This is a genomic window from Streptomyces sp. NPDC058239, assembly GCF_042882185.1.
GTDB lineage: Bacteria > Actinomycetota > Actinomycetes > Streptomycetales > Streptomycetaceae > Streptomyces.
The window spans coordinates 26,567-38,697 of the sequence record NZ_JBHVWS010000006.1 but is presented as its reverse complement, the minus strand read 5'-3'; the positions used below and the strand labels follow the sequence as shown (position 1 = coordinate 38,697).

Annotated in this window: 10 protein-coding genes; 4 read left to right on the top strand and 6 right to left on the bottom strand. The window is 69.0% G+C overall.

Annotated features, from left to right (window positions below; genetic code table 11):
* Positions 1-23 precede the first annotated feature (23 nt).
* Both ACFVYE_RS10135 and ACFVYE_RS10130 read left to right on the top strand, forming a co-directional pair.
* Complete coding sequence (locus ACFVYE_RS10135) at positions 24-497, top strand: hypothetical protein (RefSeq protein ID WP_383966787.1); 474 nt, start codon at positions 24-26, stop codon at positions 495-497.
* Positions 497-1,312 carry a class I SAM-dependent methyltransferase gene (locus ACFVYE_RS10130; protein ID WP_383966790.1) on the top strand — a complete coding sequence of 272 codons (816 nt, stop codon included), beginning with the start codon at positions 497-499 and terminating at the stop codon, positions 1,310-1,312. Before ACFVYE_RS10135 ends, ACFVYE_RS10130 begins: the two co-directional genes overlap by 1 nt.
* A gap of 89 nt (positions 1,313-1,401) precedes the next feature.
* Here the strand turns inward: ACFVYE_RS10130 and ACFVYE_RS10125 are convergent, their stop codons facing one another.
* Entirely contained in the window at positions 1,402-2,700 is a 1,299-nt protein-coding gene (locus ACFVYE_RS10125) for an LCP family protein (RefSeq protein ID WP_383966793.1), read from the bottom strand.
* A 119-nt stretch (positions 2,701-2,819) separates the two neighbouring features.
* Here ACFVYE_RS10125 and ACFVYE_RS10120 point away from each other — a divergent pair, with 119 nt between their 5' ends.
* Entirely contained in the window at positions 2,820-3,368 is a 549-nt protein-coding gene (locus tag ACFVYE_RS10120; protein WP_383966796.1) for an acyl-CoA thioesterase, read from the top strand.
* A gap of 18 nt (positions 3,369-3,386) precedes the next feature.
* Here the strand turns inward: ACFVYE_RS10120 and ACFVYE_RS10115 are convergent, their stop codons facing one another.
* Positions 3,387-4,754: an LCP family protein gene (locus ACFVYE_RS10115; RefSeq protein ID WP_383966799.1), complete on the bottom strand. Its 1,368-nt coding sequence runs from the start codon at positions 4,752-4,754 to the stop codon at positions 3,387-3,389.
* Positions 4,755-5,031: 277 nt separating this feature from the next.
* Between ACFVYE_RS10115 and ACFVYE_RS10110 the strand changes: the two genes are divergently transcribed.
* Positions 5,032-6,045, top strand: coding sequence for a glycosyltransferase family 2 protein (locus ACFVYE_RS10110; protein WP_383966802.1), 1,014 nt, complete (start codon positions 5,032-5,034; stop codon positions 6,043-6,045).
* 70 nt (positions 6,046-6,115) lie between these two features.
* On the opposite strand, the gene ACFVYE_RS10105 is transcribed toward ACFVYE_RS10110, so the two are convergent.
* The 4 genes from ACFVYE_RS10105 to ACFVYE_RS10090 all read right to left on the bottom strand — a co-directional run bounded on the left by ACFVYE_RS10105 (position 6,116) and on the right by ACFVYE_RS10090 (position 12,052).
* Positions 6,116-7,795, bottom strand: a complete 1,680-nt coding sequence (locus ACFVYE_RS10105; RefSeq protein ID WP_383966805.1) for an LCP family protein — start codon at positions 7,793-7,795, stop codon at positions 6,116-6,118.
* Positions 7,796-7,844: 49 nt separating this feature from the next.
* Positions 7,845-9,653, bottom strand: coding sequence for an LCP family protein (locus tag ACFVYE_RS10100; RefSeq protein WP_383966807.1), 1,809 nt, complete (start codon positions 9,651-9,653; stop codon positions 7,845-7,847).
* 223 nt (positions 9,654-9,876) lie between these two features.
* Positions 9,877-11,130: an LCP family protein gene (locus ACFVYE_RS10095; protein ID WP_389604980.1), complete on the bottom strand. Its 1,254-nt coding sequence runs from the start codon at positions 11,128-11,130 to the stop codon at positions 9,877-9,879.
* Positions 11,131-11,299: 169 nt separating this feature from the next.
* Positions 11,300-12,052 (bottom strand): TIGR03089 family protein, encoded by a 753-nt coding sequence (locus tag ACFVYE_RS10090; RefSeq protein ID WP_389604978.1) that lies wholly within the window; start codon positions 12,050-12,052, stop codon positions 11,300-11,302.
* Positions 12,053-12,131 lie beyond the last annotated feature (79 nt).

The following is a 12,131-nucleotide window of genomic DNA, read 5'->3' as shown; positions in this document are numbered from 1 at the left end:
GCCGTGGCGTACCTTCCCTTCCCATGACCGACATCACCGCACTCACCGGCCTGTTCGCCGCGCTCGGTGCCGACGACGCCGAGGGCTGGGCCGACTCCGAGGCCGAGGAGAACATTCCGCAGCTCGCCCGCTACCGGTTTCTGCGCATGGTCTGGCAGGACATCGACGGGTGGAGTACGGCGGCCCCCGACTGGGTCGAGGCCTACCGGAAGGACGGACTCGCGGGCGGCGCCGTCGAGCGGGCGCTGGCCCTCGGTCTGACCCCCGGAGACCTGGGGGAGATAGCCCGCGAGGTGGCGAAGGAGACCGCGTTCGGCCTTCTCTACGGACTGGCCGACCCGGCCGACGGCGACCTTCCGCCCGAGGTCGAGCAGAAGCTCCCCGGCTGGTGCCTGGCCGAGCTGACACCGCAGGGCGAGCCCACGGGACGGATTCTGGACGCGCTGTACGAGGACCTGGACGAGGTCGAGCCGCAGGGGCCCGCGGGAGGCGTGTGATGACCGCGTTCGACGTGAGCGAGCGCCGGATCTGGGACGGGCGGGCCGAGAGCTACGCCCGGACCTTCGCCCGGCTCTGCGCCCATGCGGTGCCCGCTCTGCTGGATGCCGCCGGGGTCGGGTCCGGAACGAGGGTGCTCGATGTGGGGTGCGGCAGCGGCAGCGTGACGGCGGCGGCTGTCGGGCGCGGTGCGCTCGTACGGGCCGTGGACGCCGAACCCGGAATGGTGGAGATGACCCGGCGTGCCGCGCCCGGGGCCGATGTCCGGTGTGGGTCGCTTCCTCGACTTCCTTACGGCGACGGCGAGTTCGATGCCGTCGTGGCGAACTTCGTGCTCAATCATGTCGGCCGTCCGCTGGACACCCTGGCCGAGCTGCGCCGGATCACGCGTCCCGGAGGCAGGGTCGCCGTCACCATCTGGCAGGTGCCGGGCGCCCCCGGCCAGGCGTTGATCGGGCGGGCCGCCGAGGCGGCGGGGCTGACCCGGCCCCAGTGGCTGGCCACCGTCGATCCCGAGCACAACTTTCCACGTACCCGGGAAGGGCTGGGCACACTGCTGGAGACGGCCGGCCTCGGGGACGTACGGAGTGAGGCGCTGGCCTGGGACCACCGCGTCGGGGCGGAGGAGTGGTGGGCCGGGCCGGCCGCCGGCGTGGCCGCGATCGGGCAGTTGGTCAACAGCCGGGGACCGGCGGGGGTGGCCGCGGCCAAGCGGGAGTACGACGCGCTGTGCACCGAATTCGTGGCGGACGACGGCCGGTTGGCGCTGCCGCATGTGGCGTTGCTGGCCCGGGGGAGCAGGCCGGGAAGGTGACGGCGCGGACGGGCCGGATCTCCCGGCCCGCGCCCGGCATGGAGCAGGGCCCGGACAGTGAACCGTCCGGGCCCTGCATCCGCCTGCCGTCAATTGCCGGAGACGGTGACCTTCTCGTCGTTGTTGAGCTGTTCCACCAGCTGCTTGACCTTGGCCTTGTCCCAGACCAGATTGCCGTTTGTGGAGCCGGAGATCGGCATGTTCATGGACGCGCCGTCACCACCCGTGACGCCCTTCATCGCGAAGAACATCTGGCCCAGATCCCACAGCGACATGTCCTTGTCGACGACCAGGGTGTCGAGACCGGCGCCCATCGTCGGGTACAGCTTGAACGGGTTGAGGATCGTGGACGGCGTCGCCGTCTGGCTCGCCAGCGCCGCGAGGAACTTCTGCTGGTTCTTCGTACGGTCCAGGTCGGACGTGAACGCGTGCCGGGTGCGGACGAAGGCGAGGGCCTGCTGGCCGTCGAGGGTCTGCTTGCCCGCCTGGAAGTCGGCGCCGGAGTACTTGTCCTTGAACGCCTTGGGGATGTCGAGCTCCACCCCGCCGATCGCGTCCACGATCTTGGCGAAGCCGCCGAAGCCGATCTCGACGTAGTGGTCGATGTGCAGACCGGTGTTGAACTCGACGGTACGGACGAGGAGTTCGGGCCCGTCCTCGGCGTACGCGGCGTTCAGCTTGGTGAAGCGGCCGCGGGCCGGGTAGAGCTTGCCGGAATCGGAGCCCTTGTACGAGGGGATCTCGACGTTCGAGTCACGCGGCAGGGAGACCAGCGTCGGCCCGTTCGATCCGTCGTGCAGGATCATCATCGAGTCGGTCCGCTTGCCCTCGGCGGAGCCCGTGTGGAGCTTCTTCTTGTCCTCGGCGGTCATGCCCTCGCGGCTGTCGGAGCCGACGATCAGGTAGTTGGTGCCGTCGCCGCCCTTCGGCCGCTCGATGACCTTGGAGAGGTCCACCTCGCGCTTGAGCTTGGAGTCGGCCCAGAAGTAGGTGCCGATGGAGACCGCGAGCACCACGACGACCAGGGACAGTGCGCCTATCTTTATTCGGCGGCGCCAGTCGGGCGCCGGGCGCCCCTGGACGTAACCGCCGTCTCCCCGGCCGCCGCCGTGGCCGTTGCCCCGGCCGTCGCCGTTGCCACCGCCGCCGTAGACCTGGCCCGTGTTGTAACCGCTGTCGTACCCTGCGTTGTTGTCGTAGCCGCCGGCGTACTGCGGCGGCTCCGGCTGCCGCTGCCGGGGCGGCGCGGGGCGCTGCTGCGGCGGTGCGGGAGGCCGCTGGACATGCCGCATCACGCGGGCGCCCTCGGGCCGGTCGCCGTCGCTGCCCTGCCCGTAGCGGTTGCCGCTGCGGTTGTCGTCGGTCCAGCCCTCGGGCCAATCGTTCATGCGACCCAGTGTGCAGGCCGGGCGCCCTGCTATTACAGGGGGTGCGGGAAATCGCATCAGGGCTGTTGCGAAGCTGATGCATTGCCGGCGGGCGGAAGCCCCCGCATAAGGTGGACGGTATGACAGATCAGGCCCCGCGCCCGGAGGGCGATATTCCGGGCAAGCCGACCGCCGCTTCCCGGACCACCCTCAGCCACATCATGACCGGCAACGACACCAATCTGCTGGGCACCGTGCACGGTGGCGTGATCATGAAACTGGTCGACGACGCGGCGGGCGCCGTGGCCGGCCGGCACTCCGGCGGACCCGCGGTGACGGCCTCCATGGACGAGATGGTCTTCCTGGAGCCGGTCCGCGTGGGTGACCTTGTTCACGTCCGAGCCCAGGTGAACTGGACGGGCCGCTCCTCGATGGAGGTCGGCGTCCGGGTCATGGCCGAGCGGTGGAACGAATCCACCCCCGCTCAGCAGGTCGGCAGCGCGTATCTGGTGTTCGCCGCGGTCGACGCGGACGGCAAGCCGCGCCCTGTACCGCAAGTGATCCCGGAGACGGGGCGCGACAAGCGGCGCTACCAGGAGGCGCAGATCCGGCGCACCCACCGCCTCGCCAGGCGCCGCGCGATCAAGGAACTGCGCGAGAAGCGCGTGGCGGACGGCATCGAGGACTGAGCCCCGACGTACCCGCGGTCACGGGCAGGCCTCCTGGTCGCCCGTGACCGTGCCGAACTCGCCCCGGTTCGTCTCCTCGGCCCGCACCCGCTTCACCTTCTCGAAGTCCGGGCCCGCCGTCACCTTCATCGTGGGGCCCTGCCCCCGCACCGCCCGTAGCTCGGCCCCGGGCAATGCCACGGCCAGGGACTTCGCGGACAGGTCCCAGCGCGGGTCGAAGGCGATCAGGGTGCGCTTGAGATTCTGCGGCTCCCCGTTCAGCGGGACCCGCGTGGTGTTGAAGCCGGTGGCGTGCAGTGCGTCGTCGACCGCCTTGCCGAGCCCGTTCTTCGAGGTCCCGTTGTAGACCTGGACCCGGATCTGGCGTGGGGGGACACCGACTTTGGTCGCGTCCTTCGGCTGCTCGGGCCGCACCGGGGCGAGCGGCCGGTCGTCGCGCAGTGCCTGGAAGAGCTTCTTCGACTTCCGCTCGTCCCACTTGACCGTGGTGCCGATGCCCTTGACCGGGTAGGCGACGTTCCCCATCGGTACGGAGGCGAACTCGGACGAGGCGGGGGAGAAGCCGCGCATCGCCTGGCCGAGCTCCAGCATCTGCTCCGTACCGAACCCTTTGTCGGCCCGGACCGACCTCAGCATCGTCGAGGCGACGTCCCGGAACTTCACCGGATTCAGCAGCACACCGCTGCGGGTCGCCTGCTTGATCAGCGAGGCGAGGAACTTCTGCTGGCGCTGCATCCGGCCCAGGTCGGCGGCCCCGTCGATATGCCGGGAGCGCACGTACTGCAGCGCCTGTCCGCCGTCCAGATCATGGGTGCCCGCAGGGAGAACGAGACCGGTGTACGAGTCCTTCAGCGGCCGGGCTGTGCAGATCTGCACCCCGCCCAGGGCGTCCACCGTCTTCATGAAGCTGGTGAAGTCGACCTCCAGGTAGTGGTCGATCTTGATGCCGGTCATGTGCTCGACGGTCCGCACGGTCAGACCGGGCCCGCCCTCGGCGTAGGCGGCGTTCAGCTTCATCGGGTGGGCGGCGCGGATCCGGCCGGTGGTCCGGTCCTTGTGCTCGGGGATCTCGGCATAGCTGTCCCGCGGCAGCGAGACGACGCTCGCGCGCTCCTTGTCCACCGACAGATGCACCAGCATGACCGTGTCGGTGCAGTTGCAGGGCACACCGCCCAGCCGGTACTTCTCCTTCTCCTCCCGGGTGATCTTGTCGCGGCCGTCGGTGCCCACGAGCAGCAGATTCGTGCCATTGCCCCCGCGGGGCCGGTTCTTCATGTCCTTGAACGGGTCGATCCGGTCGATCCCGGTCTCCAGGCTGGTCACCACCGCATGGCCGATGCCGCCGGCTCCGAGCACCAGCACGGAAATGCCGGTCACCAACCTCATGCCCCAGCGTGGCCGTTCGTCCTGCTTTCTGGACCTGCGCTGCGGCGGAACCGGGCGGGAACGAGACGAACGGGGGTAGGGGTGCGGCGTGGGCACGGGGGGAACCTCCGCGGTGCAAGGGGGATCGTTCGCACAGTAGGCCCATACGATCTGCAGTCCGCGAAGCAACCCGGTGGCGCGCGCCGGTGTCCCCCATTCGCGGTAACGTGGCGGCCGAATAACGCCGCCTGGTGGGGTGCGAACCCCCGGCGCCCCCGAGGACCACCCGAGGACCACCATGTCTGCCGCGCAGCACCCCGCCGTCTCCGTGATCATGCCGGTGCTCAATGAGGAACGCCATCTCAGGAACTCCGTCCGGCACATCCTGGAGCAGGAGTACGCAGGTGAGATGGAGGTGGTGATCGCGCTGGGCCCCTCCACGGACCGTACGGACGAGATCGCCGCGGAGCTGGTACGCGAGGACCCCCGGGTCCACACCGTCCCGAACCCGACCGGCCGCACTCCCGCCGCTCTCAACGCCGCGATCAAGGCCTCCCGCCACCCCATAGTCGTGCGGGTCGACGGTCACGGCATGCTCTCGCCGAACTACATCGCGACCGCCGTCCGCCTCCTGGAGGAGACCGGCGCGCAGAACGTCGGCGGCATCATGCACGCCGAGGGCGAGAACGCCTGGGAGGACGCCGTGGCCGCGGCCATGACGTCGAAGATCGGCGTCGGCAACGCGGCCTTCCACACCGGCGGCCAGGCAGGCCCCGCGGAGACCGTATATCTCGGTGTGTTCCGCCGTGAGGCCCTGGAGAAGGCGGACGGCTACAACGTGGAGTTCATCCGCGCCCAGGACTGGGAGCTGAACTTCCGCATCCGCGAGGCGGGCGGTCTGATCTGGTTCTCGCCCGAGCTGAAGGTGCAGTACCGGCCGCGGCCCTCCATCAAGGCGCTCGCCAAGCAGTACAAGGACTACGGTCGCTGGCGGCACGTCGTCGCCCGTTACCACTCCGGCTCGATCAATCTGCGCTACCTTGCGCCGCCCACCGCAGTCTGCGCGATCGCGGCGGGCATCGTGGTCGGCGCGGCGCTCACCCCGTGGGCCTTCGTCGTCCCCGCCGGGTACGTCGCGGCGATCGTCGCCGGGTCCGTCCCGGCGGGCAAGGGCCTGTCGCCGAAGGCGCGGGCGCAGATCCCGGTGGCCCTCGCGACCATGCACATGGCGTGGGGGTACGGCTTCCTGACCAGCCCGCGCTCGCTGGCGAAGAAGGTCATCGCCAGCCGTCGCCCGGCCGTCACGGTGTAGCTGCCGACACGTTGTGGGGGCCTTCCGATGTGCCGGAAGGCCCCCACAGTGCGTTGTGCCCGGTCGGGAGCTAGAAGCCGAAGCCCGGCTGGATGTCCATGCAGGCCGTTTCGTCGTCGCCGTTCAGGGCGCGTGCGCTCTCCGGGGTCTTCTCCTCGGCCGAGGGCGCGTGATAGTCACCGTCATCGCGCCAGTCGGCACCCACGGCCAGCGTGATGCCCGAGACGTCGGTCGACTTCTTCACCGCCGACAGCGGGATGCCGAGCGCCTTGGCGACCGCCTGGGCGTTGCCCTCCATGTCCACGGTGGGGAAGAGGATCCCGGTCCGCTTCGCCGCCTCGGTGTTCTGCGTGTCGATCGCGGCCTGGGTGAAACCCTTCCCGGTCAGCAGCTCCTTGACCGCCGAGGCGCGGCCCTTGACCGGGTACTCGGCGTCGGTGCGGGTGCCGTTGCGGACGCTGACCGGGATCTCGGCGATGGGCGACGTGGGCTTCTTGGCGGCCGGGGCCTTGCGCTTGGACGCCTTGCCGTCGAGCGGGATGTCGTCGCGGACCATCTGGAACAACTGATCGGCTTCGACGGGCTTGGGGAGCACCCGCTCCTTGAGCGTGCCCGTCCCGTAGACGTTCGGCATCGTCGTCATGGTGATGCGCTTGCTGGGCACCTTCTTGAGCTCGCCCGCGAGGTCGTACAGCTTCGTGACGCTGCCGAGGCCCTTGTCGCCCTTGTCGACCGTCAGCGCGTCGGTCGCCGCCTCGGCGAGGCCCATCAGCTTGCCCGGGTCGGTGAGCTTGGTGCCCTTGCGCAGCTCACGGACCATCGAGTTCATGTACATGTGCTGGGCGTGGGTACGGCCGAGGTCGGTGCCGTCCTCGAAGCCGTAGCGGGTGCGCAGCCACTGGAGGGCCTGCTTGCCCTTGATCTTGGTGGTCCCCTCCTCCAGCTTCAGCCCGGAGCCCTTGCCGGTGCTGGTGTGCGAGTAGACGTTGCCCTTGACGCAGACCGGGACGCCGCCGATCGCGTCGGCCATCGAGACCACACCGGCGAAGTCGATCATCATGAAGTGGTCGATGGTGATGCCGGTGAGCTCGTACCAGGTGGCCACGGAGCACCCGGGACCACCGCGGCCGAGCGTCTCGTTGGTCATCTCCAGGCCGGTGGTCGCGGGGTAGACATGCTTCGTCTTCGGGTCGGTGCACTTCGGGATCTTCAGCATCGTGTCGCGCGGCATGCTGATCACCGACATGTTGCTGCGGTCCGCGGAGAGGTGGAGCAGCATCTGCACGTCGGCCAGGGGCGGTGCCCCGAAGGTGTCCTTGGCCCCGCCGAGCTTCTGGTTCTCCTTGGAGTTCCGCGCGTCCGAGCCGATGAGCAGGATGTTCAGCGGGGTCTGACCGGCGGCGTTGGCCTTGTGATCGGCCATCTTCTTGTCGCCGATGTTCAGGTCCTCTTTCTTGAGGTTCCCGTTGAGGTGCTCGTAATAGAGGTACCCGGCACCCGCGCCGCCGAGTATGAACAGCGCGAGAACCACGGCGACCCAGCGCAGCACTCTGCGCTTGCCCTTCTTGCCGCGCCGCTTGGAACCGCCGCGCCGATGGCCACTGTTTGCCGGGGCGGCCCGCCCGCCGGACGCGCCGGAGTCCGGCCCCTTCCCCGGCCCGTCCTCGTAGAGCCCGTCGTCCCAGCCGAGTTGGCCGGCGTGCCGGACGCGTGGTCGCGTCCCCTCCCCAGGCGTACTGCTCCGTCCCACCAGGACCCCCCTGCTGCTCAGACTCGTGGTTTGGCGCAGTGACCCGGTGTCACTTGGCGCACTCTGCCTTGTCGGCGTTTGCTTGCTGAATGTCCGCCGGCACCTTTGCCGGTCCGGTGATGGGAACGCCCGCGCCCTCGAAGTCGGCGCCCAGCGTCAGCACCATCGCCTGGAGCCCCTCGGCGTCCGTGGTGCCCTTCTTCAGGGCCGAACCGGGCAGGCCCATCATGGCGGCCAGCGCACGGGCCTGGTCCGCCTGGTTCGGTGCGTACTCCAGGGTCGTCTTGTCGATCTTCGCCGGGGCGTTGGCCTTGTTCGTGGACTTGAGCACGCCCTGCTCGGTCTGCAGCCAGGTGACGGTCTTCTGTGCGCCGCCGGAGATCTTGCCGCCGTTGAACACATCGACACGTACATCGGCCGCGGCGGCCTTGGGGCCCTTGAGGAGCGCGTTCTGCTTGCCCTTCGCGGCCTTCTTCTGCGACTCCACCTCGGTCAGCGAGGTGTCCTCGCGCATCATCGCGAAGAGCTGGTCCGCCTTCTCCGGATGCAGCACCACCGTGATGGGCTTCGGCTCGTCCGGGTTGTCTATCACCGGGACCGTCACGAAGGTGATGTTCTTCGTGTCGACCTTGCTGAGCTCCGTGGCCAGCGACACCAGCTTCTTCCCTGTGCCGATGGCCTTGTCGACCGTGAGGGCCTTGGTCGCCGCGTCCGCCAGCTTGTACAGCTTCGTCGGGCTGGTCAGGGTGTCGTCCGACTGCATCTGCCGGATCATCGAGCCGATGAACTGCTGCTGCACCTTGATCCGGTCCAGGTCGCTCTGATTGCCGAAGCTGTGCCGGGTCCGTACGAACGCCAGCGCGTCCTCGCCCTGGATCTTGCTCTCACCCTCCGGCAGGTCCAGGTGCGAGTCCTTGTCCTTGACCGGATGTGCCAGGCAGACCTTGACGCCGCCGACCGCCGTGGACAGCTCCTTCACCGCGTTGAAGTCGACCATCATGAAGTGGTCGGGCTTCAGGCCGGTGATCTCCTTGACCGTGTTCATGGTGCAGCCCGGGTCGCGGCCGTCCTGGCCGAGGCTTTCGTTGAAGCGGACGTGCTGTGTCCCCGGAATGACCTTCTTCGTGCCGTCCGGCAGCGTGGTTTCGCAGTCCGGGATGTCGGTGATCAGGTCGCGCGGGATGCTGAGCGCCGTCGCGTTGGTGCGGTCCTTGGAGACGTGGAAGAGAATGTTGGTGTCGGCGTGGCCCACGCTGCCCTTGTCGCCGTATCCCTCGTTGCCCTTACCGGTGCGCTTGTCGGTCCCGATGATCAATATGTTGACCGGGGCGTCGTTGTCGAAGACGTTCTTGTTGCCGGCGCTGCCGACGTCGACGGTGCTCAGGTTGCCGTTGAAGTGCTGGTACAGCGCGTATCCGCCCACCGACAGGCCGACCAGTACGAAGGCCATCGTGCCGCCCGTCCACAGCAGCGCCTTCTTGCGGCGTGCCTTGGGGGCCTTGCGGCTTCGGCGGCCCGTGCTCTCGCCGGGGCCCGAACCCTCCTGGCCGCGCGGGCCATTGGCCGATCGGCGGCTGCGCTGTCCCGGAACCTCGCGACGCGGGGCGGACCCGTGCCCGTCACCGGCCGGACCCCGGCGCTCGCCACTGCCGTCACGGGCCGTGCCTCTGCGCTCGCCGCCACCGTCACGGACAGGTCCTCTGCGATGGGGAATACGCGGACCGGATGATTGGGAAGTGCCGGCCGAATCCGCTCCGGAATGATTCAGTCGCAGTTCGTAATCGCCGGTGTGCGGGTTGAGAACCCACTGGTCTGCGGGGTCGATTTCATCCGCCCGCCCACGGCTTTGCGCATCCACGGTTTCTTGAGTCCTCCGTCGGTGCCACGCGAGGCGCCTCCCCCGATCAGGCGCTCGATCTTTCGCTCCAGAAGTGCGCGGCCTGGCGGCCGGAAGCACCGGATCGCGTCACACTATCGGCCCGGTTCGACGTCGAGCGACGAGCGTGACAAATTCCACGGTCCTTACAACTGGTCATTCTGCTCATTACACGCCGATCACCGGCTTCTGCTTGGGAATTGCTTTACTGCTTGCACAGGTCGGCCGCCGCGTTGTTGCCCGAATAGGTCGGTGTGGGACTCGGGCCCGCAGCGTCCGGCGTATCGGTCGCGGCATTGTTTCTCCCGTTGTTCTTCCCGTCGTCACCCTTGAGCTGGTCCGCCGGGACCACGGCAACAGGAGTGTCCTCGCGCAGTCGCTTGAAAAGACGTTTCGCGTCGGGCTGGACGAGTTCGTCCCGGTTCGGGTCGGCGGCGTACGGCTGCCGGGGCACGGTCAGGAACTGCACCTTGTCGGTCGGTACCTCGCGCAGGCCGCGCACCAGCTCGTACAGGTCCTTGAGGCTGTCCAGGCCCGGGTCCGTGGTCAGCGCCTTGGTGGCCGCGTCCAGTACCGGGTAGAGACGGGTCGGATTGAGCAGGACGCCGTTGCTCTGCACCTTGTTCACCAGCGCGCCCAGGAACTGCTGCTGGCGGTCCATCCGTTCGGTGTCGCTGCCGTTGCCGATGGACTTGCGGGCCCGTACGTACCCCAGCGCCTGCTCACCGTTGAGCTTCTGGCGCCCGGCCGGGAGCTTCAGATGGGCGTCGGCGTCATCGACCGGCTTCTTCAGGCAGACCTCGACACCGTGCACGGCGTCGACCATGTCCTTGAAGCCGTTGAAGTCGACGACCATCTGGTGGTCGATCCGGACGCCGGTCAGTTTCTCGACCGTACGGATCGTGCAGGCGGTGCCACCGAACTCGAAGGCCCAGTTGAATTGGGCGAATTGTTTCTTCGTGGCTGTGCCGTCCGCTTTGTGGCAGACCGGGATCTCCACCATCAGATCGCGCGGCAGGGACATCGCTGTGACGCTCTTCCGGTCCGCGGCGAGGTGCAGCAGGATCGTGGTGTCCGAGCGCTGGCTGCCGCCGTCGTCACGACCGTACTTGCGGTTGTCACCGGCCCGGCTGTCGGAGCCGATGAGCAGAATGTTCTCCGCATCGTGCACCACGGAGGCGGGCCGCTCCCGCTCGTACACCTTCAGTTCGGCGGCGGCCGAGGTGTCGGTCCTGATGTTTCCGTCGAGCTTCCTGTACAGCCACCAGCCGACGCCCGCGGAGGCCAGGACCACGAACGAGACGCCGAGCGCGGTCCAGCGCAGCCAGCGGCGCCTGTGCCCGGCGAGGGGCTCCGGGGCGGCGCCGGAGTCGTCCCCGGCCTGCGATTTGCCCTCGCCCGCAGCCGGGTCGTCGGAGTCGTCCGGCGGGCCGGCGCTTTCGCTCACGTCTGCGTCCATCCTTCACGTTCGGCGGCGCGCTGGGCCGCCGGTCGCAGGAGTAGACGGCTGAACCTCACGCTTGGTTGTGTCCCGAGTGGTCTGTACCGCCGATCATGTACCGGAGTTGAAGCGCAGCCCTGAGGACTCGACCCGGTATGGGCCGGACGAGTGGCCCTCAGGGCGCTTGTCATACCGCGGTGTTGGTGACCCGTTCACTCTCGACGCGCTTCGCCAGACCGTCCTCGCCCAACTGCCCCAGATGCCGGCACAGGACCACGGACCCCCCGGCCGCCAGCGGCGCGAACAGGCCCGCGCTCAGGCCTTCCCAGGTGTCGTACGTACGTCCCGTCAGCAGCCGCGATCCGGCGGTCAGGCCGAGACCGGCCGCATCCTCGCGGGCCCGCGCCAACAGTTGCGCCGCCGTCAGCTCGACACCGCCCACCGCCAGCGCGGGGGCGTCCGGGTCCACGGGTGCGAACGGGGCGAACCGGTCGCCCTGGCTCGGCACCTCGACCGCGTAGTCCGCAAAGCCCTCGGGTGCCTGTGGGAACCTGCCGCCCAGCGGCCTCAGCGCCAGGGCGACCCGCTCGCCGCGGCAGGCGCGCGCGGCCTCCAATGTGTCCGGGCCGCTGACGACGAGATCGGCGCCGGCCGGATCGCCCTGCACATCGGCGATCACGCCGACCGAGGAACAGGCGAGCAACCAGACCGCGGACTGCCAGTGCGCGGGCAGCAGAAGGGCGAGCCGGTCACCGGGTTCCGCGGCGAGGTCGCCCTGCAGAAGGTTGGCGGTCTTGGCCACCCAATTGGCGAAGGTGGCCACCGACAGTTCGACGCGTTCTCCGGTGGCGTCGTCGTAGAAAGTGACCAAGGGGCGGGCCGGGTCCGCGGCGAGCGCGGAACGCAGCAGGTCGGCGGGGGTGCGGTCGGTGGCGTTCATCCGCGCAAGGGTACGCGGCAGCGCCGGGCCGGGTGGGGTCGACGGGCGCCGGGTACACCGGTTCGGCAGACGGCCCGTC

What these genes read in the sequence shown, in the direction of transcription:
- ACFVYE_RS10095 (WP_389604980.1), bottom strand. Translation starts at nt 11,130, where the DNA reads ATGGACGCAGACGTGAGCGAAAGCGCCGGCCCGCCGGACGACTCCGAC.
- ACFVYE_RS10135 (WP_383966787.1), top strand. Translation starts at nt 24, where the DNA reads ATGACCGACATCACCGCACTCACCGGCCTGTTCGCCGCGCTCGGTGCC.
- ACFVYE_RS10125 (WP_383966793.1), bottom strand. Translation starts at nt 2,700, where the DNA reads ATGAACGATTGGCCCGAGGGCTGGACCGACGACAACCGCAGCGGCAAC.
- ACFVYE_RS10090 (WP_389604978.1), bottom strand. Translation starts at nt 12,052, where the DNA reads ATGAACGCCACCGACCGCACCCCCGCCGACCTGCTGCGTTCCGCGCTC.
- ACFVYE_RS10130 (WP_383966790.1), top strand. Translation starts at nt 497, where the DNA reads ATGACCGCGTTCGACGTGAGCGAGCGCCGGATCTGGGACGGGCGGGCC.
- ACFVYE_RS10120 (WP_383966796.1), top strand. Translation starts at nt 2,820, where the DNA reads ATGACAGATCAGGCCCCGCGCCCGGAGGGCGATATTCCGGGCAAGCCG.
- ACFVYE_RS10110 (WP_383966802.1), top strand. Translation starts at nt 5,032, where the DNA reads ATGTCTGCCGCGCAGCACCCCGCCGTCTCCGTGATCATGCCGGTGCTC.
- ACFVYE_RS10115 (WP_383966799.1), bottom strand. Translation starts at nt 4,754, where the DNA reads ATGAGGTTGGTGACCGGCATTTCCGTGCTGGTGCTCGGAGCCGGCGGC.